Source organism: Microbacterium sp. HA-8 (genome assembly GCF_046111165.1).
Taxonomy (GTDB): Bacteria; Actinomycetota; Actinomycetes; order Actinomycetales; family Microbacteriaceae; genus Microbacterium.
Map to the genome: position 1 here is coordinate 828,092 of NZ_CP162025.1, position 26,383 is coordinate 854,474.

26 protein-coding genes are annotated in these 26,383 nt (G+C 71.2%); 7 read left to right on the forward strand and 19 right to left on the reverse strand.

Annotated elements, in window-relative coordinates:
- Positions 1-7: 7 nt before the first annotated feature.
- The 3 genes from AB2L57_RS03950 to AB2L57_RS03960 all read right to left on the reverse strand — a co-directional run bounded on the left by AB2L57_RS03950 (position 8) and on the right by AB2L57_RS03960 (position 3,884).
- Positions 8-910, reverse strand: coding sequence for a DUF2690 domain-containing protein (locus AB2L57_RS03950; protein ID WP_409048120.1), 903 nt, complete (start codon positions 908-910; stop codon positions 8-10).
- 223 nt (positions 911-1,133) lie between these two features.
- Positions 1,134-3,194, reverse strand: coding sequence for a heavy metal translocating P-type ATPase (locus tag AB2L57_RS03955; RefSeq protein ID WP_409048121.1), 2,061 nt, complete (start codon positions 3,192-3,194; stop codon positions 1,134-1,136).
- 69 nt (positions 3,195-3,263) lie between these two features.
- A complete protein-coding gene (locus tag AB2L57_RS03960) occupies positions 3,264-3,884 on the reverse strand; it encodes a DUF305 domain-containing protein (RefSeq protein ID WP_409048122.1) in 621 nt (206 codons plus the stop codon).
- A gap of 134 nt (positions 3,885-4,018) precedes the next feature.
- Between AB2L57_RS03960 and AB2L57_RS03965 the strand changes: the two genes are divergently transcribed.
- Complete coding sequence (locus tag AB2L57_RS03965) at positions 4,019-4,759, forward strand: DUF2510 domain-containing protein (RefSeq protein ID WP_292811286.1); 741 nt, start codon at positions 4,019-4,021, stop codon at positions 4,757-4,759.
- 6 nt (positions 4,760-4,765) lie between these two features.
- On the opposite strand, the gene AB2L57_RS03970 is transcribed toward AB2L57_RS03965, so the two are convergent.
- From AB2L57_RS03970 to AB2L57_RS04000, 7 genes are all read right to left on the reverse strand, one after another.
- Positions 4,766-5,566: an LLM class flavin-dependent oxidoreductase gene (locus tag AB2L57_RS03970; protein ID WP_409048123.1), complete on the reverse strand. Its 801-nt coding sequence runs from the start codon at positions 5,564-5,566 to the stop codon at positions 4,766-4,768.
- 29 nt (positions 5,567-5,595) lie between these two features.
- Positions 5,596-6,216 (reverse strand): TetR/AcrR family transcriptional regulator, encoded by a 621-nt coding sequence (locus tag AB2L57_RS03975; RefSeq protein WP_292811281.1) that lies wholly within the window; start codon positions 6,214-6,216, stop codon positions 5,596-5,598.
- The gene (locus tag AB2L57_RS03980) at positions 6,213-6,980 is read right to left on the reverse strand and encodes a tyrosine-protein phosphatase (protein WP_292811279.1); all 768 of its coding nucleotides are present in this window, start codon (positions 6,978-6,980) and stop codon (positions 6,213-6,215) included. The genes AB2L57_RS03975 and AB2L57_RS03980 overlap by 4 nt, the downstream gene beginning before the upstream one ends.
- Positions 6,977-7,828, reverse strand: a complete 852-nt coding sequence (phnE, locus tag AB2L57_RS03985) for a phosphonate ABC transporter, permease protein PhnE (protein WP_292811276.1) — start codon at positions 7,826-7,828, stop codon at positions 6,977-6,979. The genes AB2L57_RS03980 and phnE overlap by 4 nt, the downstream gene beginning before the upstream one ends.
- A complete protein-coding gene (locus AB2L57_RS03990) occupies positions 7,809-8,630 on the reverse strand; it encodes a phosphonate ABC transporter ATP-binding protein (RefSeq protein WP_292811274.1) in 822 nt (273 codons plus the stop codon). The genes phnE and AB2L57_RS03990 overlap by 20 nt, the downstream gene beginning before the upstream one ends.
- Positions 8,630-9,574, reverse strand: coding sequence for a phosphate/phosphite/phosphonate ABC transporter substrate-binding protein (gene phnD, locus AB2L57_RS03995; protein WP_292811273.1), 945 nt, complete (start codon positions 9,572-9,574; stop codon positions 8,630-8,632). Before phnD ends, AB2L57_RS03990 begins: the two co-directional genes overlap by 1 nt.
- Positions 9,575-9,694: 120 nt before the next feature.
- On the reverse strand, positions 9,695-10,531 hold the full coding sequence (locus AB2L57_RS04000) for a helix-turn-helix transcriptional regulator (RefSeq protein ID WP_292811327.1): 837 nt from the start codon (positions 10,529-10,531) through the stop codon (positions 9,695-9,697).
- A gap of 169 nt (positions 10,532-10,700) precedes the next feature.
- Here AB2L57_RS04000 and AB2L57_RS04005 point away from each other — a divergent pair, with 169 nt between their 5' ends.
- Positions 10,701-11,645 (forward strand): SDR family oxidoreductase, encoded by a 945-nt coding sequence (locus AB2L57_RS04005; protein ID WP_292811271.1) that lies wholly within the window; start codon positions 10,701-10,703, stop codon positions 11,643-11,645.
- Between the two features lie 29 nt (positions 11,646-11,674).
- Here the strand turns inward: AB2L57_RS04005 and AB2L57_RS04010 are convergent, their stop codons facing one another.
- Entirely contained in the window at positions 11,675-12,841 is a 1,167-nt protein-coding gene (locus AB2L57_RS04010) for a MalY/PatB family protein (protein ID WP_409048124.1), read from the reverse strand.
- Between the two features lie 21 nt (positions 12,842-12,862).
- Here AB2L57_RS04010 and AB2L57_RS04015 point away from each other — a divergent pair, with 21 nt between their 5' ends.
- Positions 12,863-13,318, forward strand: a complete 456-nt coding sequence (locus tag AB2L57_RS04015) for a DUF3054 domain-containing protein (protein WP_409048125.1) — start codon at positions 12,863-12,865, stop codon at positions 13,316-13,318.
- On the opposite strand, the gene AB2L57_RS04020 is transcribed toward AB2L57_RS04015, so the two are convergent.
- Positions 13,252-14,616, reverse strand: coding sequence for a DUF222 domain-containing protein (locus AB2L57_RS04020; protein WP_409048126.1), 1,365 nt, complete (start codon positions 14,614-14,616; stop codon positions 13,252-13,254). The two genes, AB2L57_RS04015 and AB2L57_RS04020, sit on opposite strands and share 67 nt — an antisense overlap.
- Positions 14,617-14,798: 182 nt before the next feature.
- Positions 14,799-15,062, reverse strand: coding sequence for a hypothetical protein (locus AB2L57_RS04025; RefSeq protein ID WP_409048127.1), 264 nt, complete (start codon positions 15,060-15,062; stop codon positions 14,799-14,801).
- Positions 15,063-15,154: 92 nt separating this feature from the next.
- Between AB2L57_RS04025 and AB2L57_RS04030 the strand changes: the two genes are divergently transcribed.
- Positions 15,155-15,637 carry a DUF4916 domain-containing protein gene (locus AB2L57_RS04030; protein ID WP_409048128.1) on the forward strand — a complete coding sequence of 161 codons (483 nt, stop codon included), beginning with the start codon at positions 15,155-15,157 and terminating at the stop codon, positions 15,635-15,637.
- 87 nt (positions 15,638-15,724) lie between these two features.
- Positions 15,725-17,041, forward strand: a complete 1,317-nt coding sequence (locus AB2L57_RS04035; RefSeq protein ID WP_409048129.1) for an NAD(P)/FAD-dependent oxidoreductase — start codon at positions 15,725-15,727, stop codon at positions 17,039-17,041.
- A gap of 3 nt (positions 17,042-17,044) precedes the next feature.
- Here the strand turns inward: AB2L57_RS04035 and AB2L57_RS04040 are convergent, their stop codons facing one another.
- From AB2L57_RS04040 to AB2L57_RS04055, 4 genes are read right to left on the reverse strand one after another with little or no spacing between them, the layout of a single operon-like run.
- Positions 17,045-17,902, reverse strand: coding sequence for an LLM class flavin-dependent oxidoreductase (locus tag AB2L57_RS04040; RefSeq protein WP_409048130.1), 858 nt, complete (start codon positions 17,900-17,902; stop codon positions 17,045-17,047).
- 9 nt (positions 17,903-17,911) lie between these two features.
- Positions 17,912-18,133, reverse strand: coding sequence for a helix-turn-helix domain-containing protein (locus AB2L57_RS04045; protein WP_409048131.1), 222 nt, complete (start codon positions 18,131-18,133; stop codon positions 17,912-17,914).
- On the reverse strand, positions 18,133-18,618 hold the full coding sequence (locus tag AB2L57_RS04050; protein WP_409048132.1) for a DUF2975 domain-containing protein: 486 nt from the start codon (positions 18,616-18,618) through the stop codon (positions 18,133-18,135). Before AB2L57_RS04050 ends, AB2L57_RS04045 begins: the two co-directional genes overlap by 1 nt.
- 32 nt (positions 18,619-18,650) lie before the next feature.
- A complete protein-coding gene (locus tag AB2L57_RS04055) occupies positions 18,651-19,817 on the reverse strand; it encodes a glycerate kinase (RefSeq protein WP_409048133.1) in 1,167 nt (388 codons plus the stop codon).
- A gap of 94 nt (positions 19,818-19,911) precedes the next feature.
- Here AB2L57_RS04055 and AB2L57_RS04060 point away from each other — a divergent pair, with 94 nt between their 5' ends.
- Complete coding sequence (locus AB2L57_RS04060; RefSeq protein WP_409048134.1) at positions 19,912-20,478, forward strand: NYN domain-containing protein; 567 nt, start codon at positions 19,912-19,914, stop codon at positions 20,476-20,478.
- A 15-nt stretch (positions 20,479-20,493) separates the two neighbouring features.
- On the opposite strand, the gene AB2L57_RS04065 is transcribed toward AB2L57_RS04060, so the two are convergent.
- Positions 20,494-22,227: a hypothetical protein gene (locus AB2L57_RS04065; protein ID WP_409048135.1), complete on the reverse strand. Its 1,734-nt coding sequence runs from the start codon at positions 22,225-22,227 to the stop codon at positions 20,494-20,496.
- A 550-nt stretch (positions 22,228-22,777) separates the two neighbouring features.
- Entirely contained in the window at positions 22,778-24,265 is a 1,488-nt protein-coding gene (locus AB2L57_RS04070) for a LuxR C-terminal-related transcriptional regulator (protein ID WP_409048136.1), read from the reverse strand.
- Positions 24,266-24,460: 195 nt separating this feature from the next.
- On the opposite strand from AB2L57_RS04070, the gene AB2L57_RS04075 reads away from it, so the two are divergent.
- Positions 24,461-26,305 (forward strand): hypothetical protein, encoded by a 1,845-nt coding sequence (locus AB2L57_RS04075; protein WP_409048137.1) that lies wholly within the window; start codon positions 24,461-24,463, stop codon positions 26,303-26,305.
- The last annotated feature ends 78 nt before the right edge of the window (positions 26,306-26,383 follow it).

Below are 26,383 nucleotides of genomic sequence, written 5' to 3' on the forward strand. Positions count from 1 at the left end.
CCGCGGCCTAAAGGCACATGGGTTCGCCGAGGTCGATCGTGCGGCCGTCGATCGTGATCGCGCCGACCGCGCAGATCTTCGTGTCCGGGGTGGGGCGTACGAGCAGCGTCGTGTAGGCGCCCTGGGCTTCGGGCTCGGAGGTGCTCTGACGGTCGTCGGCGCCCGGGGCGAGCTGCCGGTAGATGCTCGCCGAGACGACGTTGCCCGCGGCCAGACCGTCGTATCGGGTGATGCGCGCCCAGCCTGCCTGGCAGGCATCCGACCAGATGATCTCGAGCAGGGTGTTCTCGGCGCGGGTCTCGGCTGCGGCGACGGCGGCGTCGTCGACGCACTCCGTGAAGGCGGGGTCCGAGCCCGTCTTCACCGCGATGCGCGGAGCGGAGGCGCCGTGCGTTCCGGGCGTCGCGCTGTCGGTCGGCGCCGCGGCCGTCGCCCCCTGCCCGCGCGGCTGCAGCAGTTCGAGGGTGCCGACGGTGCCCGCGACGCCCAGGATCAGGCAGGTGAACGCGGCGGCGATCGCGACGCTCAGGCGCACGCGGCGTGGCTCGCGGCCGCGGGTGGGGGCGGGGACGGCCGTGCCGACGGGCGCGTCCGTCGTGGGCGCGGCGTCGAGGGTGGATGCTGCGGCCCGGCCGTTCTGCGCCGCGGCCAGGCGGTCGCGACGCGCCACCCACGCTGCGGACTCACCGCCGCACGCGTCGACGATGCCGTCGACGGTGCGCGCGGAGGGCAGTCGCCGCCCGGCGAACGCCTCCGACAGCACCGTCTTGGAGATGCCCGTCTGGTGCGCGAGTGCCGACAGGGTGGGGTTGCCCGCTTTCAAGCGCAGCGCGCGCAGGTCGGCGGAGAGGGTCGCGAGCGTGTCGTCGATGGCCTCGTGCGAACCCGAACCGTCGAGTGAATCTGACATGGCGGTTGAGCCCCCCGGTCGATCAGCGTCATGTGCATGTATTCATACCAGTTCGGGCATGCCCGTTTTTTCCGGATCGGACGAACGGAACGCCGGTCCGGGGCGGGGGCCGCTTCACTGGGACGGGGAGATCGACGCGGCGCGAACACCGGGGGGCTGAGCGTCGCCGACGATCTGCGCGCGGAGAGCGGCCTTCGGGTGGTCCGCTCTCCGCGCGCTCGCCTCAGCCGATGACGGCCTGGGGCCGCAGGTCGAGCCGGCGCAGCAGCTGCGCGTTGAGGGCGACGACGATCGTCGACAGCGACATCAGGATGGCGCCCACCGACATCGGCAGGACAAATCCGATCGGCGCCAGGACGCCCGCCGCCAGGGGTACCGACAGCAGGTTGTAGCCCGCCGCCCACCAGAGGTTCTGCCGCATCTTGCGGTAGCTCGCGCGTGAGAGCTCGATGACCGAGACCACGGCCCGGGGGTCGGATCCGGCGAGGATCACCCCGGCCGAGGCGATCGCGACGTCGGTGCCCGCGCCGATCGCGATGCCCACATCGGCCTGCGCGAGCGCGGGCGCGTCGTTGACGCCGTCGCCGATCATGGCGACTCTCCGGCCCTCGGCCTGCAGCGCCGCGACCTTCGCCGCCTTGTCCTCGGGGCGCACGCCCGCGAACACGCGGTCGATGCCGAGCTCGTCGCCGACCGACTCGGCGACGGCGCGGGCATCGCCCGTGATCATGACGACCTCGATCCCGCGGCGGTGCAGCGCATCCACCGCCTCGCGCGACTCGGGACGCACCTCGTCGGCCAGTCGCAGGGCTCCGATCACGACGCCGTCGCGCACGACGTGCAGCACGATCGACCCCTCTGCGTGCCAGCGGGCGGCGGCATCCATCTCGTGCGCGTCGATCTCGGCGAGCAGTCGTGGCCCGCCCACCCGGATCTCGTGGCGGTCGACCGTCGCGGTGACGCCGACGGCGGGGGAGGAGGTGAAGGCCGAGGCACGGGGCACGGAGACCTCACGATCCGTCGCGGCTCGCACGATCGCCCGGGCGAGGGGGTGCTCGCTGTCGGCCTCGGCGGCGGCAGCCAGTGCGAGCACGAGGTCGACGTTGCTGCCCGGGACCGCCTGCGTCGCCGTCACGGTCGGCTCGCCGCGGGTGAGGGTGCCGGTCTTGTCGAAGAGCACCGTGTCGACGGTGCGCATGCTCTCGAGAGCGAGGCGGTCCTTGACGAGCACGCCGGCGCGGGCCGCGCGCTCGGTGGCGATCGAGACGACGAGGGGGATGGCAAGTCCCAGGGCGTGCGGGCACGCGATGACGAGGACGGTGATCGTGCGGATGACGGCGGCGTCGGGATCGCCGACGAGGGTCCACACCACCGCCGTCAGGGCGGCCGCGGTCAGCGCAAACCAGAACAGCCACGCGGCGGCGCGATCCGCCAGGCGCTGGGCGCGCGAGGTCGAGTTCTGCGCCTCGGTGACCAGTCGCTGGATGCCGGCGAGGGCGGTGTCGTCGCCGGTGGCGGTGACCTCGACGCGCAGGCCGGAATCCGTGGCGACGGTGCCCGCCGTGACGGTGTCGCCCACCTCGCGTGTCACGGGACGGGACTCTCCCGTCACCATGGACTCGTCCATGTCGGCGCGTCCGTCGACGACGCGGCCGTCCGCCGGCACGCTGCCGCCGGGGCGGACCACGACGACGTCGCCCACTCTCAGATCGGCGGGGTGGACCGTGACGACCGCGTCGCCCTCGACGCGCTCGGCCTCGTCGGGCAGGAGGGCGGCGAGCGAATCCAGCGCCGAGGTGGTCTGGGCGAGGGAGCGCATCTCGAGCCAGTGGCCGAGAAGCATGATGATGATGAGCAGCGCGAGCTCCCACCAGAACTCGAGTTCGTGATGGAGGATGCCGAGGCTCGCTCCCCAGGACGCGATGAAGGCGACCGTGATGGCCAGGCCGATCAGGAGCATCATGCCGGGGGTGCGCTCACGCAGCTCGGCGATCGCGCCGACGAGGAACGGGCGTCCGCCCCACAGGTACATCACGGTGCCGAGCACGGGAGCGATCCACTGAGTGCCGAAGAAATCGGGCAGGTCGTAGCCGATCAGCGTCGCGAACATGCCCGAGAAGGCGACGACGGGGATGCCGAGGGCCAGGTTGGCCCAGAACAGCCGTCGGAACACGGCGACGTGGTCGGCGCGGTGGTGCTGGTGCTGGTGCTGGTGCTCGGGGGTGCCGTCGTGCGCCCCGTGCGTGTGCGAGCCGGTGTGCGTGTGATTTGCGCTGTCGTTCATCATTCGCCTCCTCGAGTTATACCCCCTAGGGGTATATGCGGTTAGCGGTCTGGACCCCCGACCTATTCCCTAAAGGTCGGCGAGAATCTCGCGCATGAGGGTGATCTCCTCGGTCTGTGTGGCGACGATCGTGCGAGCGAGCTCGAGCACGTCGGGGTCGGTGCCGTTCTCCAGCTCCTGTTCTGCCATGTCGATCGCTCCCTCGTGATGCGCGATCATCTGCTCGAGGAAGAGTCGGGCGGCGGTCGGGCCCGATGCCTCGCCGAGTGCCTCCAACTCCTCCTGCGACAGCATCCCGTCGCCCATCCCTGGCATGTCATCCGTGTCGGGCATCCCGCCCATGCCCCAGTCCTCCAGCCAGCTCTGCATCAGCGTGATCTCGGGTGCCTGCGCATCCTTGATGCGTTGCGCGAGATCTCGTACGCGGTCGTCGATGTCGGGGTCGTCGAGGATGAAGTCGCTCATCTCGATCGCCTGCTCGTGGTGGGGGATCATCATCATCACGAACATCCGGTCGGCCATGTCGGCGTCGGACGCCGAGGCGGCGGGTGTCGGGTCGATTTGGCTCATTCCGGGCATCCCCGGCATTCCGGGGTCCGCCGGATCCGCGACGCATCCGGCGAGCCCGCCGATGAGGGTGAGGCTCAGCGCCAGGGCGGCGAAGGGTCGTGTCCTGCGTGTGGTGTTCATGTCGATACCTCATTCGCTCTTGGTACCCCATGGGGGTATCATCTAGCGACCATGGTACCCCTCAGGGGTATCCGGCGCGAGGGGCCGAACCGCTAATGTGTGCGCGGGGGAGTGAGGATCGATTGGGGTCGGCCATGCCCGAAAACTTCGCCACGACGCCCCCGGGCTGGTACCCGGAGCACGACGGCGCGCAGGCGTTGCGCTGGTGGGACGGCGATGCCTGGACCGCGCACACCACACCGTACGATCCGTCGGCGCACCTGATTCCGCAGGGCGCGCTCCCGGAGGGTTCCGACGCCGAGCTCGAGCGCCGCATCGAGCGCATCGTGGCGGCGGCCCTCGCCCGCGACATCCCGGGCGAGGCGGCGCTCATCGACGACCTCGATCGGTTCGCCACCTCCCGCGGCGGACGCAAGGCGGTCGAGAGTGCGCGGATGCGGCTGGCCACAGCCCGGCGCGCCGCGGGAGTGGTCGAGCCACGCAAGCTCGGTGTGGTCTCCCTCGAGGGGTGGCGCCGGTCCGAGCCGCTGCGCTCGGATCCTTCGGTGACGCACCCGATCGAGGTGTACGAGGATCGTGTATGGCAGGCCGCGGCCGCGCACCCGATAGACGCGTACACGCGCGCCCGCGTCTACCTCGACGGTGAGCAGCTCGTGAGTGCGGGCACGATCTTCGGCGACGGCACCGACGAGGTCGGCGCTCAGGTCAAGAAGGAGTACACCGACCTGCGCACGGCGGTGTTCCACGTGGCAAGCACGGACTGGGCGCTCTGGTGCGCTGTGAACCCCGCGGCGGTCGATGAGCCGCGGGCGCTTGCGCACCGCATCGAGGCGATCGCCGCCCGTCGCCGCGACGAGGCCCTTCGCTCGGTCTGAGGCCCGCTACCCCGCGACGACCTCCGCCGCGCGGTGCACAAAACGCAGGTAGGCGTCCGGGGTGTCGTCGGCGACGATGGCGCGCAGCACCACCTCGTCGACGGCGGCGCGATAACGCTGCACGCGGCGCGGAGCCGCAGCATCCCCGCCCCGGATCACCGTGTCGAGTGCGGTGATGCCGAGCCGGCCGAAGTGGGCGGCGTAGGAGGGGATCGCCGCGTAACGGTGGGCCTCGTCGTCGAGCCGATCGTTCGCGTCGGCGTCCCACGCGGTACGCACGTAGAGGGCGGATCGGGAGCCCGCCGCGGCGAGCGGTTCGGCCTGTTCGCGTGCGGCCTCGGGGGTCAGCCAGCTCAGCAGGGCGCCGTGTGCGGCCCGTGCCGCGAGTCCGCGCATGCGGGGGCCGAGGGCACCGACGTAGACCTCGGCCACAGTCGCTGATCGCAGCGCCCGCGCGGCATCGTCGACGGACTCGAGCGCGCCGCGGCGCAGGGCGCCCGAGCCGATGCCGAGCACGAGTCGATCCTCGGGCAGGCCCAGGTCGCGCACCGTGCGCAGGATCGAGGCGGGTGGGCGTCGATCCACCGGCACGACGCCTGTCGCGAGCACCAGGTGCTTCGTGACGGTGGCGGCCGCGGCGAGCACCTCGAGGGCGTCGTGTCCGGGGGTGTCGTTGACCCACAGCGCACGGAATCCGGCGTCCTGCGCGGCGGGCGCGATCCGGGCGGCGACCTCCGGGCCCGCCGCGGCCGCGATCCCGATCGAGACGGCTCCGAGAGCCGGGTCGTGCGCGCGCGTGTCCGTCATTCGTGATCTCCCTGCATCGCTGCGGCGCCCTACCTACGCCGCACCATACCCTCCCACGCCACCTCGAACCCGGCGCGGCATCGGTCTCGCATCGCCGGGTCGCTGAAGCTGTCGCCGCGCACGACGATCTGGTAGTAGACCACGCCCGCGAGCAGATCGAAGCAGGCGGCGGGATCGAGCTCGGGACGCAGGATGCCGCGCTCGATCGCCGTGCGCAGGGCTGCTTCGAGGCTGACCCGGCGCCGGGATACGTGGCTGGTCCAGTAGGCGCGCTGCAGTCCGCGGTCCGCCATCGCGAGCGCGATCCGCTGGCGGAAGCGCTGCTCCGGGTAGCCGGCGAGCGCGGTCTCGGGATCGCCGAAGAGCGCCCCGAGGACCGCCGCCTTGACGCTCGCCTCGTCGTCGCCGAGGTCGAGCGGGCCGGGCACGACGCGGCCCTGGTCGAGTGCGGCGGCGATCAGCTGCGTGAGCGAGGGCCAGCGCCGGTACAGGGCGGCGCGGCTGACACCGGAGCCGGCGACGACACGGCTCACCGTAACGGGCTCGCCGGCGTCGATGAGCGCCAGTGCGGCGTCGAGGATCTGTCCGTCGATGTCTTCGTCGCGGGGACGACCGGGGCGGCGCGGGGCGATCGCCGCGCCCGCGCTCATGCGCCGACCGCCCGCGCCCGCAGGCGCGCGATCGTCTCGTCGCCGAGGCCGGCAGCGCGCACGGGCGCGAGCGGGTCGCCGTGGCGTTCGCGCAGCTCGCCGAGCAGGACGCGCATCGAGATCGCCATCGCCGCCTCGCCCAGGCCGGACTGCAGCGCGGTCATCTCGTCGAGGTCGAATCCGAGCCGCCCGAGCAGCACGCCCATGACGGGGCGCATGCGCTCGTTGATGGCCGACATGTTCGGCTCGGTGCGGGCGTAGTCCTCGACGATGTCGTCGTCGGTGGCGCCGAGGGCGAGCAGCAGGAGCGCGGCCACGACGCCGGTGCGGTCGCGTCCGGCGGCGCAGTGGAACGCGGTCGCGCCGGGCGCGAGCGCGATGACGGTGAGAGCGGTCGCGAGCTGCGGCGCCGCGCCCTCGACCATGCGCACGTACATCCGGCCCATCGCCTCGTGGGTGAAGGCGCGCAGGCCCTCGCGCGGCATCCCCTCGCCGATGTCGGCCATGAGCGGCAGGTGGTGGTAGGCGACGGGAAGCCCCGCGAGCGGCCCGCGGCCGGTGAGGGCGACCTCGCCGCTCGAGCGGAGGTCGATGACGCTCGAGAGTCCGCGCTCGGTGAGGGTGACGGCATCCGCCTCGGTGATCATCGAGAGGTCGTCGGCGCGCACGGCCAGCCCCGGGCGCAGGGTGCCGCCGGCGACGGGGATGCCGCCGAGGTCGCGCAGGTTGACGGGAGCGCTCAGGGTGATGTCGATGGTGGTCATGTGATTCGCTTTCTGATGAGGGCGCTGCCCTGGTCGATGGCCGTGACGAGCACGATGATGCAGATGATGATGGCGCTCAGGTGCCCGTAGTCGTACATGCGCATGGCGGTGGTCAGCTCGAGGCCGATGCCGCCGGCGCCGACGAGGCCGAGGATCGTCGCCCCGCGCACGTTGCCCTCGAACAGCAGCAGCGTGTACGACACGAGCAGGGGTGCCGCCTGCGGCAGCACGCCGTACTGGATCACCTGGCGTTTGGAGGCGCCGACCGCCTCCATCGCGGTCAGAGGGCCGGGGTCGACGGATTCCATGGCCTCGGCGAAGACCTTGCCGATCGAGCCGATCGAACCGAGGGTCATGGCGAGGATTCCGGCGAAGGGGCCGAGGCCGACGGCCGAGACGAACATGAGCGCGAAGACCAGGTCGGGCACCGCGCGGATGATGTTCATGACCCACCGGGAGCAGTAGTAGAGCCAGGTGGGCGCGAGATTCGACGACGCGCCGAACGCGACCACGAGCGAGAGGACCGCGCCGAGCACGGTACCCACGATCGCCATCTGGAGGGTCTCGATGAGCAGCGCCACGATGGTGCCGAAGTCGCTGAAATCCGGCGGGAAGAGCCGGCTCATGAACTCCGACATGTTGACGGCGCCCTCGGCGAGCTTGCCGACGTTGAACTCCGCGCCCTGGAACGACCACAGCAGCACGAGGATCGCGATCGGGATGCCGAGGAGGAACCGGGTGCGCGGCAGCCGCATCGCGCGCTCGAGGCGGTGGCGCTCGGCCGGGTCGAGGGTCGCGGGCGTGCGCTCGCGGGTGCGCGGCGGGCGCTCAGAAGATGTGGTCGTCATGGTCGTGTCCCCCTTCGGTGTCGTCGTACAGCACCGCGAGGCTCTCGGCGTCGAGTTCGGTCGTGGGGGCTGCGACCCGCACCTCGCCGTGGCGCAGGCCCACGATGCGGTCGCTGTGGCCAAGCGCGAGCGGCAGCACGTGCAGGCTGACCAGCACCGGGATGCCGTCGTTTTCGGCGATCTCGCGCAGCAGAGCGAGCACCGAGTCGGCCAGTCTGGGATCGAGCGACGCGACGGGTTCGTCGGCGAGGATCACGCGCGGCCGCTGCATGAGGGCGCGGGCGATCGCGACGCGCTGCTGCTGCCCGCCGCTGAGCGAGCGGGCGGGTGCGGTCGCCTTGTGGGCGATGCCGACCCGGTCGAGCAGCTCCAGGGCTCGGGTGCGCTGCTCGCGCCCGAAGCCGCCGACCAGGTTGTACGGCCCGGCGCGGTGAAGGCCCCCGGTCAGCACGTTCGTGAGCATGCTCATGCGGGGGATGAGGTTGAACTGCTGGAAGATCTGTCCGACGTCGGAGCGCAGGGTCCGCATCTCTCGCGGGCGGAGGGAGGCGACATCACGGCCGGCGACCGTGATGCGGCCGGCCGTGATGGGTGCGAATCCGGTGAGGCTGCGCATCAGGGTGGACTTTCCCGAGCCGGAGGCGCCGAGGAGGGCGACCATCTCGCCCGGGTGCAGCTGGAGGTCCACTCCCTCGAGCACGCTCGTGTCGGCGTAGGCGACAGAGAGGTCCTGCACGTCCACGACGGGACCGGTCGAGGGCGGGCCTTGGGGCGCGCGCACCGCCGGGGCGAGCGCCGTCATCAGCGCAGGTCCTCGAGCTGGACGCCCGCGACGGCGGCGATGTCGACGAACCCGTCGAAGATGCTCGCGTCGGGGGCGATCATGATCTCCTGGCCGATGAAGCCCTCACCGTACGCGCCCAGCGCCTCGGCGTTCTCCTCGGAGAAGACGGCGGGGATCGCCTCCTCGAGCAGCGTGCGGGTCTCGGCGTCGAGCGAGGGGCGCACGAGGACGCTCCCCGAGACCGGCATCGAGGCGCTCTCGCCGACCCCGCGCCACTCGCCGTCCGCGAACGGGAAGTAGGGTGCACCCAGCTCGGTGAGCATGACGGCGGTGCATGCAGCATCCACCTGTCCCTGCTGCAGCGCGATGAAGCTGCCCTCGTGGCCGCCCGAGAAGACGCCCTCGTAGTCGACGCCGTTCTCGAGGCCGGCCTCGTGCAGCATGTGCACGGGCATGAAATAGCCCGAGCTCGAGGCTTGATCGGCGAAGGCGACCGTGGTGCCCTCGAGGTCTTCGAGGGTCTCGATGGGGGAGTCGGCGAGCACGACGCAGGTCGAGACGGGGGTGTCGTCGGCCGCCCAGGCGACGAGCGCGTCGACCTCGCCCGTGTTCACGGCGAGGGCCGAGGGAAAGCCGCTCATGATGCCGATGTCGACGTGGTCGGCGCGAATCGCCTCGACGACGCTGAGGTAGTCGGGCACGTCGGTGACCTCGACCTCGCGTCCGGTCTCCTCGGCGATCAGCCGCGCGAGCGCGTCGGCGGGGTTCTCGACGCTCGGGTCGTCGCCGAGCGGGATGGTCGCGATCGTGATGGGGGCGTCGGATGCTGCGGCCTCACCGGATGCGTCGCCGGATGCGTCGGCGGTGGCGGCCTGGCAGCCGGTGAGGGCGATGGCGGCGGCGCCGGTGAGGGCGAGCAGGCGGAGGGAGGAGCGGGTGGAGCGGGACATGACACGGGACATGGCGGGGGTCCTTTCCGATGATTTCAAGACCATCGGTATGCAAACCCGCGCGGGTGACGTGCAATTACGAGACTGCTGGACTCGTAAGCGAACGCGAGGTGAACAGTCAGCTGAGCCGCCCTAGCCGACGCCGGCCCCGATGACGGCGAGCATGCGCAGCTTCTCGTGGCTCTCGCTGCCGGGGGCGGCGGTGTAGACCAGGAGTGAGTGCGACTCGGCGGGGTCGACGAGTCGCTGACAGCTCAGTTCGAGTGCACCGACCTCGGGGTGCACGAATCTCTTGATGTCGTGCGGGCGCACGCCCACCTCGTGCTCGCGCCAGTACCGCTCGAACTCGGGGCTCTGTTCGAGCAGCAGATCGACGTAGTGCGCCGCGCGTGATCCGGGCCCTCGCAGGGTCGAGATCTCGCGCAGTCCAGACGCGTACAGGCGCGACATGAAGTCGTGATCCTCCGCCGGGTACAGCCGGCGCACGTCCGCGTCGGTGAACCACCGGTATCCGACGCTGCGCGCCGCGCCTTCGTAGCGGGTCAGGTCGCCGGTGAGCGCGACGCCGAGGGGGCTCTGGCGCAGCGTCTCGCCGAGTTCCGTGACGATCTCGGCGGGCGTGTCGGTCAGTCGGTCGAGGATGCGCAGCATCCCGGGCGGAACGTGGGCGCTGAACGCGCCGCGGGCGGGCGGGTTGTGCCCCGCCAGGCGGAAGAGGTGGTCGCGTTCGTCGAGCGTGAGGTGCAGGCCCTGCGCGATCGAGGCGATCATCTGGGGGGAGGGCTGGGGTCCGCGCTCGCGTTCGAGACGCGAGTAGTAGTCGGCGGACATGTGGCTGAGAGCTGCGACCTCCTCGCGACGCAGTCCGTCGGTGCGGCGGCGCGGGCCGCGGTGAAGTCCCACGTCCTCGGGTTGCAGCGCCTCGCGCCGGCTGCGCAGGAATTCGGCGAGTCCCGCTCGATCGATCACAGCATCCCCCGTCGTCTCGGTTCTACCCTGCCCCACGCCCGCTCACCCGTGGCCGCGCGAGCCTGGGATCAACAGGCCGTGGATGCTGCGGGATCGAGCGCGCAGGATCGATCGGGCACCGCGAAGCCACCGACCCGCACCCCGCCCCCCGACACACCAGGAGCACACCATGGCCCGCACTTCGATCGATCACCCCGTTCCCGACCTCACCGGAAAGCGCGCCGTCGTGACCGGCGCCAGCGATGGCATGGGATCGGTGATCGCGGCCCGCCTGGCGGCGGCGGGCGCTGAGGTCGTTCTGCCCGTGCGCAATGTGCGCAAGGGTGAGGCAGCGATTGAGCGGATCCGGGGCGCGCAGCCGCACGCGAATGTGTCGCTGCGTGCGCTCGATCTCTCGTCGCTCGACTCGGTCGCAGCCCTCGGCGAGACGCTGCGCGCCGAGGGGGATCCCATCCACATCCTGATCAACAACGCGGGTGTCATGACGCCGCCCGAGCGCCAGGTCACGGCCGACGGGTTCGAGCTGCAGTTCGGCACGAATTACCTCGGGCATTTTGCGCTGGTCTCGCACCTGCTGCCGCTGCTGCGCGCGGGCCGTGCGCGGGTCACGTCGCAGGTGAGCATCGCGGCGCGGCGCGGTTCGATCAACTGGGACGACACGAACTGGGAGCGCAGCTACAACGGTCAGCGGGCGTATGTGCAGTCCAAGATCGCGTTCGGGCTGTTCGGGCTCGAGCTCGAGCGCGTCAGCCGTGCGCAGGGGTGGGGCATCACGAGCAATCTGTCGCACCCCGGTGTGGCGCCGACGAGCCTGCTGGCGGCGCGCCCGGAGCTGGGGCGTGGTGGCGACACCCCGCAGGTGCGGATCATCCGGGCGATGTCGGCGCGCGGCATCCTTGCCGGCACCGTCGAGACGGCGGCCCTGCCGGCGCTGATGGCCGCGACCGATCCGACGGCGAAGCCCGGTGTGCTGTACGGTCCGCGCGGGCTCGGTCATCTGGGCGGTGCCCCCGCCGAGCACACGACGTATGCGCCTCTGCGCAGCGAGACCGACGCGAAGCGGGTGTGGCGTCTGTCGGAGGAGCTGACGCGCACGGCGATCCCGGCGCGCTGATCGAGCGGGCTGCGGGAGACGTCTGCGGGTCAGCGCGGTTGCGCGAGCGCCGCGCCGATGCGCGTGATCGCCTCGCGCAGCAGCGGGCGCGGCATCGCGAAGACGAATCGCACGTGGCCGATGGCTGCTTCGCCGCAGGCGGCGCCGTCGGTCATCGCGACGCCCGCGTGCTCGCGGAACCACGCGCCGAGATCGCCCTCCAGCCCGTAGTCGCGCATGTCGATCAGGGTGATGTAGGTGCCCTCCGGCATCGTCACGCGAGCGCGGGGTGCGTGTTCGGCGAGCAGGGTGATGAGTTCGCGGCGGTTCGCATCGAGGTAGTCGATCACCTGATCGAGCCACGGGCCGCCGGCGGTGTAGGCGGCGACGCCGGCGACGACGCCGAGTGTCGAGGTGCCGTGTCCTGCCCACATGCCGAGTTTGGCCCAGACCGTCACGTCGGCGTCGTTCGAGAGGATGACCTGCGCACACTTCAGGCCCGCCAGGTTCCAGGCCTTGGATGCGGAGGTCGCGGTGATCGTGTGTGCGGCCGCGGCGTCCGAGATCGAGGCGTAGGGGATGTGCCGGGCGGGAGCGTAGACGAGGGGCGCGTGGATCTCGTCCGAGAACACGCGTCCGTTCTTGGCGTCGACGAGGCGGGCGACGGCGTCGAGCTCGTCGCGGGTGAAGACGGTGCCGAGCGGGTTGTGCGGATTGCAGAGCACCAGCATCCCGGCGCCGTCGTCGAAGGCGGTCGCGATCGCGTCGAGGTCCATCGTCATGCGGCCCTCGATCATGGTGCTGGGCACCTCGATCACCCGACGCCCGAGGCGCTGAGGCACCAGGAGGAACGGCATGTAGGCGGGGGTGGGCACGATGATCGCCGAGCCGGGTGCCGTGTAGTGCTCGATGGCGGTCTCGAAGGCCGCGATCACGTCGGGCACGTGATGGATGCTGTCGGCCGGCACCTGCCATCCGTAGCGGTCCTGGTACCAGGCGGAGGTGGCGGCGGCGAGCTGGTCGCTGAGGTGCTGCGGCAGGTAGCCGGTGAGGCCGCGCGCGAGGGCGTCGGCCACCGCCTGCTGGATGGCGGGGGCGACGCCGAAGTCCATTTCGGCCACCCACGCGCCGATCGTGTCGGGGAACATCGTCCATTTCACGCTTCCCGCGATGCGCAGGTCGGCCTCGGTGATCGTGTCGAACTGGGGGGCGGTCATGGGTCCCATCCTCGCGTGAGAATGGACCTTGTGATTCGTCCTGCCCCGCGTGCCTCCGGTGTCCGCGCCGTCACGGTTGCTCTGGCGACCGACGTCGTTCTTGTCGTCGTGTTCGCGGCGGTGGGGCGCGCGAGTCACGATGAGACGCTGACTGTCGCGGGTGTGCTGCAGACGTCGTGGCCGTTTCTCGTCGGTCTCGTCGCCGGGTGGCTTGTGACGCTCGGGCGGCGACGGCCCTTCGCGCCGTTGCGCACGGGCGTGGGCGTGTGGGCGGTGACCGTGGCGGGCGGGATGCTGCTGCGCATGGTTTCGGGCGAGGGCACCGCGGTGGCGTTCGTCATCGTGGCGGCGGTGACCCTTCTCGTGTTCCTCGTCGGGTGGCGGCTGATCGTGGCCGCGGTGCGGGGACGTCAGAAGGGTGCGTCGTCGGGGTCGGGCACGAATCCGATGGTGACGGGTGGTGGTGTGTCGGTGTAGTGGAGTCCGCCGGGGGAGATCCATTCGATCACCCCGCCGGGGTGGTGTTTGACCCGCCAGGGTGTCTCGCCCTTCAGAACATGATGTCGTCGGCAGAGGGCGCAGAGATTCCTGTGATCGGTGGCCCCGCCGAGGGCGAAGTCCTCACCGTGATCGATATCGCAGCGGTGGGTGGGCATGCGGCATCCGGGGAATCTGCAGTGCGGGTCCCGCACCCTCAAATGTCGAGTGAGGTCGGCGGATCTTGTGTATCTGTCGACGGCGAGAACGCCGCCGGTGATCGGGTCGGCGAGCACTCGTTCCCATCCGGGTACCGAGGAGGCGAGGATCCTTGCGGTGTCGAGGTCGATGGGTGCCCTCCCGACGAGTTCTGCGGGGTCATCGGTCACTCCGGCGAGTGCGAGGGCCGGAACGGTGACGTTGACGGTCGCCCGGATCGACGCCAGTCCGCCGTGCCCGTCGCCGAGTCCTTCACCGGTCTGAGTGTCGATCCGATGCGTGAGGACCATCTCCATGAGCACGTCCGCACGCACCTGATCCAGGGTCCGAGAATCGACCGGGACCCCGTCACCCTCACCCTCACCCGCAGCCGCGTCCGCGTCCGCGTTCTCGGCGTGTGCGGTGTTGAGGACGTCGCGGGCGATGTGGGTGATCATGTCGTGGATGCCGTGCACGGGTACCGCAGGGCCTCGCAGCAGGAGTTCGGTCATCCCGTCTTCGACGTCCCGCACCCACACCCCGCCGCTCTTTCGCGCGACCTTGTGCCGCTCCGCAAAAGTGGTCGGCTGCACCTGCTCGACCAGCCGTGCGAGCTGTGGTCCGAGCCGCCCCGGTGTGGTGGACGCGGCCCGCTCCAACGCCTCGACCTCGAACGCCGCGCGAATCTCCGGGTCGGTGAGTTTCACCCCGTGTTCGACGATCGCCCGCACATGCCCGACCGACACGACACCTGCCGCCAGCGCCTCAAACGACGCCGCGAACCGGTTCACCAGGGTGTGGGCGTCGTTCATCCGCCGCTGCACGGACCGATCCGGTTGCCGCGCGCACGCACCCAGCTCCGCGGCCAGGGCCCGCAACGGAAGTTCCGCTTCGCGGCCGGCGGTGCGGGGGATCTCCGCGACCCGTTCCAATCCGACCGCCTGTGCCCGCGCCAGCACGGCCATCGCCTGCGCCTCGGCCGCAGCGATCGCTACCACCGCGGCCGCGTACTCTGCCGCAAGGTCCGCCGCGACAGCATCCACACCGTCGACGCCATCGACGTTGTTGTCGTGTGTGCCGTCACCGGGCCATGTCTTCATGTTCGAGACTCTACGCCGGGCCACCGACATTGAGATTCGAAGTTATGTCGTTCTGACGCCCCACGGCGATTCTCTTGGTGAGACTTCTCTCATCCAGTGTCAGAATGCATGCGCGACCGCCCTTCGACAGGCTCAGGGCGCGACAGGCCACCGCCCGTCGACAGGCTCAGGGCGCGACAGGCTCACGCCCCGCGCGACTCGCGCTCCATCAGGGTGCGGGTGATCTCGGCCTCGGCGGCGACCTGGAGTCGGGGTGAATCGTCGTCGGCAGCATCCATCTCGACGTCGCCCGTGTCGTCCGGTCCGCCCGTGCCCGGGACCACGCGCACCGCGTCGGTGTCGATGTCGTCGTCGAGGGTGTCGGGCAGCGGGTCGGCCTGCTTGTGCTGCGTCTCGGTCTCGCTGGCGGGGCTGTAGGCCACGTCCTTGCGCACGTCGTCTTGCATGAGTCCATCCCATCTCTCGTCGGGTCTGCGACGGTACGCCTCTCGCCCCTCCCGACCGAGGGGCTTGACAGTCGCCCTGGCAGGATGGGCCGGTGACCTTCCTTCCGGATGACCTGTACGCCACGATCGAAGGCTCGATCCCGATCGCGTGTGTCGACTTCGTGCCCGTGCGCACGACGGTGGACGGGGATCTGGAGGTGGGGCTGATCCTGCGGGAGTCGCCCTATGGCCGGGTCTGGTGTCACCTCGGCGGCCGGGTGCGGTACGGCGAGACGCTGGCGGCCGCGATCCGCCGCCACAGCCGGGACGCGCTGGGTGTCGAGCCCGTTCTCGGCGACGATCCGCAGCCGGCCTACGTCTATCAGTGGTTTCCGGATGCTGTCCGGCCCGAATCGCCCGAGACCGGCCACGACGAGCGCAAGCATGCGATCGGGCTGTCGTACACGGTGCAGCTCGGGAGCGACGCACCCGCGCCGCGCGATGAAGCTCTGGATTTCTCGTTCTTCGCGCTCGCGGCGCTGCCGGATCCGCTATGGCCCGGGTGCGAGAGGCTGATCGAGCGGATGCTGCGGTAGACCGGCCCGAGACCTCCGGGCATATCCTCGCCCGCCGGCGTCCGCAACCCCCGCCCGTGACGCGCCGCCGGCGCCTATCGTCGCCCCATGCCCAACCCCGGCCCCATGCCCAACCCCGGCCCCATGCCCGACCCCGGCCCCAACCCCAACCCCGACCCCAACCCCGGCCCCAACCCCAACTCCGACCGCGCGCCCGAGGGTGCGGCGACCCATCACGACGTCCTCGTCATCGGGGGCGGCAATGCCGGGCTTTCGGTCGCGGGTCGGCTGCGCCGCCTGCTCGGTCGCACCCGCGGTGTCACAGTGATCGAGCCGCGCGGCACGCATCTCTACAAGCCGCTCTTCTCCCACATCGCGGGCGGCACCGCCCCCGCCCACCTCGCCCAGCGACCCCAGGCGGCGATCACGCCGCGAGGGGTCGCGTGGATCCAGGATGCCGTCACCTCCATCGATCCTGAGGGCGGCGCCGTGCACCTCGCCTCGGGCGCGACCCACACGTACGACCAGCTGATCGTGTGCCCCGGCATCCAGAAGAACTGGGACGGCATCCCGGGTCTGCGAGAGGCCATGCGCTCGCCCTCGGGTGTGTCGAACTACGAGTTCGATCTGGCCGCGAAGGCGTCGGGCGCTCTGTGCGACCTCGCGCGGGGCACGGTCGTCTTCACGCAGCCGCCGGGCGATGCCTCGTGTGCGGGTGCGGCGCAGAAGCCGATGTACCTCGCCTGCGACTTCTGGCGCGCGCGGGGCGTGCTCGACGACATCCGGGTCGTGCTCGTCGTGCCGACCGAGACGATCTTCGGCATGCCCCTGATCGATCGCGAGCTGGAGCGCAAGATCGCCGAGTACGGCATCGAGGTGCGATACGGCAGCACGCTCGCCGATGTCGACGCCGGTGCGCGTGTCGCGACGATCGAGCGGCCGGACGGCGGGCGCGAGCGGCTGACGTACGACGTGCTGCACGCGGTGCCGCCGCAGTCGGCTCCCGACTGGATCGCACGGGGGCCGCTCACAGGCCCCGGCATCCCGGGCGGTTTCGTCGATGTGGATCCCGAGACGCTCCGGCACGCCCGTCATCCGAACGTGTGGGCGCTGGGGGATGCTGCCGCCACGCGCGCGTCGAAATCGGGCGGTGCGCTGCGCCCGCAGGCGAAGGCGGTCGCGAAGAACGTCGTCGCCGCCCTGCGCGGCAAGCCCGCGCGCGCCCGCTACAACGGGTATTCGGTGTGCCCGTTCACGGTGTCTCGGCACAGCGTCGTCTTCGCCGAGTTCGATGCCTCGTACCGACCCAAGCCCACGATCCCGTTCTGGCGGGGCCTTGCCCGGGAGCGTCGCCTGACGTGGGTCTTCGATCGCCGGATCCTGCCGTGGGTGTACTGGCACCTGATCCTGCAGGGGCGGGCCTGACGCTCAGGCTGCGAGCAGGCGCGCCACCTCGCCCGCGCGCTGGGCGAAGCCGGCGAGGTCGGGCTCGTCGGCGCGCGGCTGCAGCACGACCGTCGTGGCTCCGGCATCCATCAGCTGCTCGACCGCCCGCGCGACGGCTCGGGCGTCGCCGACCGCCGCGAAGCGATCCGAGCCGGGCGAGGCGCCCGCGAACTCGCCGGTCAGGTCGGCGTCGTCGCCGAAGACGGTGAGCAGATACACGACGACGGCATGCGGGGCGTCGCGGCCGGCCCGCCCCGAGCGCACCCGCTCGAGCGCGCGCGTGAGTCCGTCGGGACCCCACCCGCCCGGCAGCACGGTGCCATCGGCCAGCGCACCGCTGCGCGCGAGGGTCTTGGGGCCCTCCGCGGCCGCGACGACGGGCACCGGCACGGTCGGCGGCCAGTCGAGTGCGACGTCGTCGAGCTGCACGTAGCGCCCGGCGGTGCTCACGCGCTCGCCGGCGAGCAGCGCCCGCAGCGCGGGGATGTACTCGTCCATGAGCGTCAGCATCGACGCGGGTCGCGCACCGACCTGCGCCATCCAGTCCTGCACGCCGTGCCCGACGCCGCCGATGATGCGCCCGGGGTGGAGCCGCCCGAGGGTCGCGAGCTCCATCGCCGTCAGGGCGACGTTGCGCAGCGGCATCGGCATCACCCCGATGCCCACGCGCAGCCGCGTCGTGACGGCCAGGGCCGTGGATGCTGTCGCCACACCGCTCTCGCGGAAGCAGTCCTCCCAGAGCCACAGCTCGGGGACTCCCGCGTCTTCGACGGCGCGCGCCACCTCGACGAGGCGTTCGGGGGGAAAGGAGGGCTGGAAGATCACACCGAGGGATCGCACCCGGACAGGCTACTCCGGGCCCTGCTCCGGGCTCTCCCAGCGCAGCAGGTCCCCCGGCTGGCACTGCAGTGCCTCGCAGAGCGCGTCGAGGGTCGAGAAGCGCACCGCGCGCGCGCGGCCGTTCTTGAGGACGGCGAGGTTGGCGGGCGTCACGCCCACGAGGTCGGCGAGGGCGCCCACCGACATCTTGCGGCGCGCGAGCATCACGTCGATATCGACGACGATCGGCATCAGATGACCTCGTCGAGCTCGGAACGCAGGGCTCGGGTCTCGGCCTCGCGCTCGATGGCCTGACGCAGGAGGGTGCGCATGACGAGTACCAGGAGCGCCATGCCGGCGAGGACGAGGCCGAATCCTCCGATGACGGCGACGAGCCCGGGCGCGGCGCCGCCGGGGGCGAGGATGGCGGCGAGCCAGAACACGATGGCGGCGGCCGCGGCGACGGTGCCGATGATGACATCGACCCAGCGGAAGGCCGCGGGCGTGAACACCGATCCGCGGCGCACCATCGTCAGCAGGCGCCACACGCAGATCGCGAAGACCTGCATGCTCAGCACCCCGAGCACCACGATGGTGACGACATTGATCCGCGCCCACAGCGGGATGCCCGCCATGTCCACCCAGAGTGCGGGCACGATGCCGATCTGCACCACGAGCGATCCGGCGAGCGACAGCGCGATGACGACGCGCAGCACGAGCACCAGCAGTTTCCCCATGACGACCCATTCTCTCGAAGAACGAGAGGAATCTATCGAATATCGATGGGTGGTGCAAGCATGTACCTCGCGGCGGACTCCGCGGCGGCCGCGACGTAGCGCGTGGGGTCCCGGAGGGCGTCGTCGGGCGTGGGCGCGTGCGCCACGGCCGAGAAGATGCCGCCGATGCCGTCGTCGGCGAGCGCGTGCGGCGCGAGGTCGGTCGTGCCCACCACGGCGACGACCGGGATGCCCAGGCGCTGCGCGCGGCGGGCGATGCCGACGGGGGTCTTGCCAAATCGTGACTGCTCGTCGAGTGAGCCTTCGCCGACGATGACCGCGTCGGCCGCGAGGATGCGCTCGTCGAGTCCGAGCAGCTGGGCGAGCACCTCGACTCCGCTCTCGATGTGCGCGCCGAGTACGGCGATCATCCCGGCGGCGAGGCCCCCGGCGGCACCGCCCCGCGTGCGCGCCGCGTCCGCGTCCGCGCCCGCAAGGCCGTCGTAGAGGGCGCCCAGGTGCTCGAGGCGTCGCTGCAGACGTGCGACCGTGACGGTGTCTGCGCCTTTCTGCGGGCCGAAGACGGATGCTGCGCCGTCGGGGCCGTGCAGCGGTGAGAGCACGTCCGAGCACAGCCGGATGTCGACCTCGCCCAGTCGCGGATGCGCTCGCGTCGTATCGATGCGATCGGTGCGATCGGCGTCTTCGACCCGGGTGAGGTCGGTGCCGTCCACATCGACGAACCGTATGCCCAGGGCGCGGAGGGCCCCGAACCCGCCGTCGGTCGTCGCGGATCCACCCAGGCCGATCACGATGCGGTCGACGCCGTCGTCGAGCGCGTGGGCGATCAGCTCCCCGGTGCCGCGCGTGTCGGCGCGCAGGGCCGAGGCGGGAGTGGGGCGGACGTGCCGGAGGCCGCTCGATTCGGCCATCTCGATGAAAGCCGTGCCCTCGTACATCGCCCACGAGGCGTCGACGTCCCCGCCCAGGGGCCCGGTGACCCGGTTCACTCTCCGTTCGCCGCCGGCGAGCACGACGGCCTCGACGGTGCCTTCGCCGCCGTCGGCGAAGGGGAACAGCATCAGTTGCGCCCCCGGGTCCGCTCGCAGGATGCCCTCCGCGATGGCCGCGGCCGCCTCCGCTCCGGTAAGGGTGCCCTTGAACTTGTCGGGCGCCACGAGGTAGCGGCGGCTGGCTGCGCTCCGGGGCGGTGGGCTCATGGAACAAAGCTAGGGCTCCTGATCGCCCCGACCCCGCACCCCCGTAAACTCACGACCGGAGCGCATCGGCCTCCGCTTCGGAGGTGCACAACGCATGAACGCTCCCGCAACGCCCCGCACGACGTGGCTGCTCGTCGACGGCGAGAACATCGATGCGACGCTCGGGTCGGCCATCCTCGATCGCCGGCCGCAGCCGGGGGAGCGGCCGCGTTGGGATCGGCTGACCGACTTCGCCGAGGATGTCTGGGGTCAGCCCGTGCGCGGGGTGTTCTTCTTGAACGCCTCGGCATTCATGCCTATGCCCTTCATCCAGGCGCTGAAGGCGATGGACTACATCGTGCTGCCCCTCGCGGGCGCCGCCGATCAGAAGGTCGTCGACATCGGCATCCAGCGCACGATGCAGGAGCTGGCCCGTCGCGCGGACGACGTGATGCTGGTCAGCCACGACGGCGATTTCCTGCACGACATGGCGGGCCTCATCGACGGAGAGCGCCGGGTCGGCGTGGTCAGTTTCACGGAGTTCCGCAGCCAGGGATTCAGCCGGCTGGACGGCGTCGAGCGGTTCGACCTCGAGTACGACGCGGGCGTCTTCGACGAGCCGCTGCCGCGGATCCGCGCGATCCCGATCGACGAGTTCGATCCCGCCGCGTTCCTGTTCTGAGGTGCCGGCGCGTCCTCAGCGCGCTGCCCCCGCCCGATCCGCGCCCGCACCCGACATGGCCTCCGCACCGGCCCCGCCCCGGGTCTTCGTCAGCACGTACCAGACCGTCACCGAGACACCGGCGTAGATGGCGAAGAGCACGATCCACACCCAGAACGGTGCCGAGGTCTGCTCCCAGCTGCCGGGGAAAGGCAGCAGGACCAGCATGAACAGCGAGGCGCCGATCGCGTAGACGATCATCCACATGCCGCGACCTGCGGCGAAGATCGCCTCCCCCGCCATGCCGCGGATGGGCAGCAGCACGATCGGCAGGGCCGAGAGCCCGAGCACCGTGATGGCCGCGAGTGACTCGATGGCGAAGCGGTCGAGGATGCCACCCGATGTCGTGAGAGGGTCGGCGAGGATGCCGTACAAGAACCATGCGGCCATGCCGGCGCCGACGATGTACGCGACTTCGGCGACGGCGAGGCGCAGTCCGTCGCGTCTGCTGAGGGCCGAAGGCAGGGTCGCCGCGATGATCAGGCCGAAGACGACGCCGGGCACGAATCCGGTGAGCCGGGACAGCAGCACCGAGACCAGCAGGATTCCGATCGAGCCGGCGACGAGCCCGATGCGCGCGGTGGGCGCGATGGCCCAGCGCCGGGCGAGCGCCGCGACCAGCGCCGCGCCGAGGATCGCCTCGACGCCGAACGAGACGAGGTTCGACGCGACCATGCGCACCGATCCCGCATTCCATCCGAACGAGGGGTCGACGAAGCCCGCGATGATCGCCGCCGCGATGACCCCGATCGCCAGCGGTGCCGAGCGGGGAAGTCGACCCGACGCGGCACGCCCCGCACGGGCGAGGGGTGCGCCGATGCGTCGGGCCACTCCCGCGAGCGGTGCCCACAGACGTGACACCCGGTCGTAGTTCTCGCTGATCGCCGTCTCCATGAGCTTGCCCGGAAAGGCCAGGATCGCGGCGAAGACGAGGGTCAGGGCGAGCGTGCAGCCCAGGATCACCGGGCTGAGGTCGACCTCGCCCGGTGTGCGCAGTCCGCTCAGGGTCGAGGGCGCCGCCGCCGAGTCGTCGAGACGTGTGGATGCTGCCGCCGGCACGCTCGCGTCGGCTCCGACGGCGTCCGACGCGGTCTCGTCGGTCACGGTCTCGTCGGCCCCGTCCGCCTCGGCCTCGATGACGACGGGATCCGGCAGATCGAGGAGGGGCAGGATGCGGGCGCGGATGACCGCCAGCGCGCTCGAGGTCAGGCCCCGCGCGGCCATGACGACGCCCGCGCCCTCGTCGTTCTCGGGCAGCAGCACCTCGCGCGCGGGGAACGAGAGGACGACGGTGGAGTCGGGTCCGGCGATCAGGGTGTAGACGGGTCCGTCGGGCGACTCGGTGCGGCTGTATCCGTTCTGCGCGAGGTCGGCTTCGAGCGCGTCGCGGTCGTCGACGACGGCGTATCCGACGGCGACCGCGTCGGGATCCTGCTCACGCAGCCACCAGCAGGTCAGCCCCTGTTCTTCGAAGATGTACGACCATGCGCTCCATTGCGCGTCGTCGTCGTGCATCGTCGGCTCGTCGCTCATCTGCATCGTCTCGGCTGCGCGGTAGCCCGACGAGGCGAGCTCTGCCTGCAGCGGTTGATCGATGAGGTCTTCGCAGCCGACCGGCGCCACATCAGGCACCGTCGCGGACGCCGCCGCGGTCGCTCCGCCCCACATCGCGACCGCGAGCGCGATCGCCGCGAGTAACTTGCGCGCCATGACCATCTCCCCAGATTTCGGCTGTACGCGTTGTGCTCGTGCCCGTCCTTCCTATCCCAGCCCACGTCGCGGACACAAGGTTCACCCCAGCACCCCGCCCCACCGGGCACCTCCCGGGGCGCGTCTGGGAGACCATGCGCCCCGAGAGGTCAGGCTCGGAACCGCCCCCGGAGTGCGGCGGCGGTGGAAGGTCCTCCCCCACGATCACGGTATGAGCACCGCTGCCGTCGGCACAGGGATGCCAGGGCAAGTCACCCGCGATTCACCCGATGAAGAAAGGGCGGCCCTCTCGAAGCGCGCTCTTGGGGAACGGTCGCTTCGAGAGGGCCTGGTGAGAGTGTCGGCCTGCGGCGGAGCACTTGGGGTTGCGTCCGACGCGCGCTGCTGGGGACAACGGTGCCGACAAGGATCGATCCCTCCCGCGTTCCAGGCTAGTCAGGGCCCGCGCGCCGCGTCGATCCCTGACGCCGCGCCACGGACACGTCACCCGCACGTCACCCTCTGCGGGGGCGGCGGGGGCGCTCGTCAGCGGGCGCTCGCCAGCGGGCGCTCAGATCAGCCCGCGACGGCGGGCCTCGGCGATCGCCGCGGTGCGGGACTGCACACCCAGCCGGCGGTAGAGGCGATGGCAGCGCGTCTTGATCGTGTTGATCGAGAGGTAGAGCTCGTCGGCGATCTCCTGCCGCGTCATGGTGGTGGCCAGCAGCACCAGCAGGTGCTCCTCGCCGCGAGTGAGCGCACCGTCACCGGGGGCCGCATCGCCCGGGGCGCCGCCGCCCTCGTGCCGGAGCGCGCGCAGCAGGAGGGCGGCGTCGGTGGGCATCGCGGCGAGCTCGTCGTCGGAGGGCGGCCGGGTATGGGCGAGGCATCTGCGCAGCAGGTCGGTTGCTCCCGTGCCATCGCCTCGGCGCAGCAGGGCGGCGGCGATCACTCCGGTGCTCGAGATGCGCAGGCGCCGCAGCTCGCCCGCGCGGGCGATGACCTGCTCGGCAGTCTGGATCGCGGCGTCGTAGAGACCGCTCTCGAGCAGCACGAGGGCGCGTCCCGAGAGGGTGAGGTCGCAGTCGGGGTCGGCGGCTTCCAGCGCCGCGCGTGCGGCGGTGTGCTCGCCGCGCAGGCGGTGTGCCATCGCACGCGCGATCGGGATGATCGAGCGTGCGACGCCGTCCCCGCGCAGACCGGGCGGTTCGGCGTGCTCCACCTGTGTCAGCAGCCCGAGGGCGTCGTCGAGGTGCCCGCGCCGGTAGATCGGCCGTAACACGGCCCACAGCCCGAATGGCCAGAGCTCGCGGGCGTCGGCGGCCAGCAGGGGGTCGCGGGCGTCGCCCGCGGGATCGGGGGCGACGAGGTGACCGGCGAGCCGGGCGGCGTAGCCGATCTCGGGCTCGGTCCACGATGCCGATCGCGGCAGTCGGTCGAGAGCGATCAGCACGCGGCGCGCGATCTCCGTGTCGCCGACAAGGGCGTGCAGCAGCGCGTACTTGGCGTGCGCCTCCCGCTCGAGGGTGCGCACCTCGTCGGGCAATCGCCAGAGGGTCGCGGTCGCCAGCCGGCCCGCGCTGCGTGAGAAATCGCCGGCGAGCAGGGCGGTGACCCCGGATTGCAGGGTGACGAACGGACGCCACCCGCGCGAGGTGTCGAAGAGCGCGGATGCCGGGGGCAGCGACGCCTCGATCTGTCCGGTGTGCACGCGCTCGAGCGCCGCGCGCGGGTGTCCTGCCAGGCGCAGGCGGGCGGACTGGATGAGGTGCGAGACGGGCGAGTCATCGGGCGGGGTCGACTCGTCGATCGCGGCCGTGTCGCCGGCGGTCAGCGCGTGCATCATCTGGACCAGCGGGTGATCGGCGCGCACGCAGGCGGGCAGCTGCGACAGCGCGTGGTGCAGGCGGTCGGGCGCCACCAGGTACCAGTAGGCGACGGGATGCTGCTGCACGGCCTCGGCGAGCTCGCCGGGCGAAAGATCCAGGCGCGGGGGAGAGACCCCGGTCGTGCCGGCGGAATCGGCGGGGGTCTGCGAGGAAGGAGGGTACGAGGTCATGCCTCTGATCGGTGAGGGGCGGAGTTCCAGTGTTGCGATACAGCGAAAAAAATGTCAAACGATATCGTGTTTCAACCGTGTGAACATCAAACATGAGAGCGTTCTCATTCAATTTTCCTTCATGCTGCACGGTGTATCAGGGAGCGTCCTCGGCCCCTCCTCGTCGTATTGCGCAGGGCGCGCAGGCGGAGGTGCATGGTGCTCGAATACCGGATGCTGATGGCGGCGCTGCACGATTTCGAAGACGCGCTCGCCGCGCAGACCATCACGCAGCCTGAGATCTCGGGCGCTCGCGCACGCCATCTCGGCCGCCTCCAGGCGGAGCCGGCGCACGCGGCGCTCGGGGCCCTCGCCACGCCGCTCGCGTGGTTCGCGACGGTCGGTGGCACCGAGGCCGACCTGGTTGCCGATGTCGCCGCCCTCTGGACCCGAGGACTTGCGCTCTACGACGCCCTCGGGCGGTTCCGGCTCTCGCTCCAGGCCGTGCTCGATCAGCCCGGCGCCCCCGATCCCGCGTCGCTCGCCGAGCTCAACGACGCTGGCAACGCGCTGCGGCTGCTCGCGCCTCAGGTGCAGAGTCTGCTCGCCGACCTCGACAAGATCCGCACACGCGTGGCGTCGCACGATCACCTGCCGCCGCATCCGCGTCAGGAGGATCGGCCGATCGAGGACTGGAACGCGAGCGATCTGCTGCTGGCCCGACGCACCGACGCGCTCGTCCGGACGCTCCTGTCCCGCGCGGGCACTCCGCGCACGGAGGCGTTCGCCCTCGGGGCCTGCGCCGCGTACGGCGCGCAGGCATCGGGGTCGATGTATCTCGGCCAGGTGGTGGGCGGGCCGCGCCGCGCGCACCGGATCCGCGACCGCCTCGGGCGCAACGCGATCGGCGCGTGGATCGCGGGCGCGCGTCCCGACGTCCCGACCTTCGCGGCGCTCGCGGATCTGCTCGAGGGTGCCATGCCGGCGGGTATCGACGTCGAGGCGGCGACCCTGCTGTCAGAGGCGCTCGCCGAGGTGCTGCCCGGCGGCATCCCGCCTGTGCCGCTCGATGCCGGGACGGGTTTCACGCGCATGATCGCGCATCTGCGCGCGCTCGCCGTGATCCGCACGCCCGCGCCGCCGGCTCCGCTCTCGGATGCGCTGGCGGCGACGCTGTTCGGCGATCCGGCCGCGCCGTTCACCCCCACCCTCGAGGATCAGAGCGCCCTCACGCAGTCGGGCGGCACGCCCGGGGTGGCGGGCAGCGGCGGGGGAGTGCAGATCCTGTCGGCGGGGGATGATGGGCCCACGCACCAGGAGGAGCCCGACTCGACCGAGGTGAAGTGCGGCGCGTTCTGGGAGGCGCTGGGTCTGAGCCTGCTGTTCGTGCTCGGGGGCTGGTTCGCGTGCGTCCTGCGCTGGGCGGGTGGCGATCGCTGCCCCCTGTGGGATGACGCGGGGGCCAACTGGGCGGCCGCGTTCGACAATGGCGTCTATGTCGGCGGCGAGGTCGACACGGACTGGGGTTCGCAGATGCTCACCGCGGGCGATGCCGCGGCCCTCGCCCAGCGACCGGAGGTGATTCAGCTCGCGGGCGATCTCTTCACGGCGCAGTCGTCGCTGTGGGAGGGGTTCGAGCGCGCGGCGGAGTTCCTCGCGCTGCACGGGGTCATCTATCCCGACGGCTTCCTCGGGCGCCATCGCTACCGGCAGTTCACGGCGATCCCGCGCACCGAGCAGGGGCTGTGGCCGCGGCAGGCGTTCGACGGGCCGCGCTTCGACCTCTATCCCGACACCGAGGTCGAGGAGCCCGCGGGCCTTGCGCCGTTTGTTCCCGGCACGCCGCCGTCGGCGATCCTGAGCGGCATCGGCGGGGGCGGGCAGCTCTCGGCGCCGGCGATCAGCGTCCCGCTGTGGGCGGATGCTGTCGCGGCGATCGATCCGGTCGTGAACCTCGATCTCGACGCCGATCGCGGGTGGCGGCACGAATGCTGGCAGACCGGGGGATCGATCGCCGATCAGCCGGTCGATGCGCAGATCCTGGGTTACGACGACGTCTGAGCATGCGGCGACGAGACATGCTGCGAGAGACAGAGAGCAGAAGAGACCATGCCTGAGCGTGAGATCGACGATTCCCGT

Bases quoted from the DNA above. Each gene is read 5' to 3' on its own strand.
- AB2L57_RS03950 (WP_409048120.1), bottom strand. From the start codon at position 910: ATGTCAGATTCACTCGACGGTTCGGGTTCGCACGAGGCCATCGACGAC.
- AB2L57_RS03955 (WP_409048121.1), bottom strand. From the start codon at position 3,194: ATGAACGACAGCGCAAATCACACGCACACCGGCTCGCACACGCACGGG.
- AB2L57_RS03960 (WP_409048122.1), bottom strand. From the start codon at position 3,884: ATGAACACCACACGCAGGACACGACCCTTCGCCGCCCTGGCGCTGAGC.
- AB2L57_RS03965 (WP_292811286.1), top strand. From the start codon at position 4,019: ATGCCCGAAAACTTCGCCACGACGCCCCCGGGCTGGTACCCGGAGCAC.
- AB2L57_RS03970 (WP_409048123.1), bottom strand. From the start codon at position 5,566: ATGACGGACACGCGCGCGCACGACCCGGCTCTCGGAGCCGTCTCGATC.
- AB2L57_RS03975 (WP_292811281.1), bottom strand. From the start codon at position 6,216: ATGAGCGCGGGCGCGGCGATCGCCCCGCGCCGCCCCGGTCGTCCCCGC.
- AB2L57_RS03980 (WP_292811279.1), bottom strand. From the start codon at position 6,980: ATGACCACCATCGACATCACCCTGAGCGCTCCCGTCAACCTGCGCGAC.
- phnE (WP_292811276.1), bottom strand. From the start codon at position 7,828: ATGACGACCACATCTTCTGAGCGCCCGCCGCGCACCCGCGAGCGCACG.
- AB2L57_RS03990 (WP_292811274.1), bottom strand. From the start codon at position 8,630: ATGACGGCGCTCGCCCCGGCGGTGCGCGCGCCCCAAGGCCCGCCCTCG.
- phnD (WP_292811273.1), bottom strand. From the start codon at position 9,574: ATGTCCCGTGTCATGTCCCGCTCCACCCGCTCCTCCCTCCGCCTGCTC.
- AB2L57_RS04005 (WP_292811271.1), top strand. From the start codon at position 10,701: ATGGCCCGCACTTCGATCGATCACCCCGTTCCCGACCTCACCGGAAAG.
- AB2L57_RS04010 (WP_409048124.1), bottom strand. From the start codon at position 12,841: ATGACCGCCCCCCAGTTCGACACGATCACCGAGGCCGACCTGCGCATC.
- AB2L57_RS04015 (WP_409048125.1), top strand. From the start codon at position 12,863: ATGGACCTTGTGATTCGTCCTGCCCCGCGTGCCTCCGGTGTCCGCGCC.
- AB2L57_RS04020 (WP_409048126.1), bottom strand. From the start codon at position 14,616: ATGAAGACATGGCCCGGTGACGGCACACACGACAACAACGTCGATGGC.
- AB2L57_RS04025 (WP_409048127.1), bottom strand. From the start codon at position 15,062: ATGCAAGACGACGTGCGCAAGGACGTGGCCTACAGCCCCGCCAGCGAG.
- AB2L57_RS04035 (WP_409048129.1), top strand. From the start codon at position 15,725: ATGCCCAACCCCGGCCCCATGCCCAACCCCGGCCCCATGCCCGACCCC.
- AB2L57_RS04045 (WP_409048131.1), bottom strand. From the start codon at position 18,133: ATGCCGATCGTCGTCGATATCGACGTGATGCTCGCGCGCCGCAAGATG.
- AB2L57_RS04050 (WP_409048132.1), bottom strand. From the start codon at position 18,618: ATGGGGAAACTGCTGGTGCTCGTGCTGCGCGTCGTCATCGCGCTGTCG.
- AB2L57_RS04055 (WP_409048133.1), bottom strand. From the start codon at position 19,817: ATGAGCCCACCGCCCCGGAGCGCAGCCAGCCGCCGCTACCTCGTGGCG.
- AB2L57_RS04060 (WP_409048134.1), top strand. From the start codon at position 19,912: ATGAACGCTCCCGCAACGCCCCGCACGACGTGGCTGCTCGTCGACGGC.
- AB2L57_RS04065 (WP_409048135.1), bottom strand. From the start codon at position 22,227: ATGGCGCGCAAGTTACTCGCGGCGATCGCGCTCGCGGTCGCGATGTGG.
- AB2L57_RS04070 (WP_409048136.1), bottom strand. From the start codon at position 24,265: ATGACCTCGTACCCTCCTTCCTCGCAGACCCCCGCCGATTCCGCCGGC.
- AB2L57_RS04075 (WP_409048137.1), top strand. From the start codon at position 24,461: ATGGTGCTCGAATACCGGATGCTGATGGCGGCGCTGCACGATTTCGAA.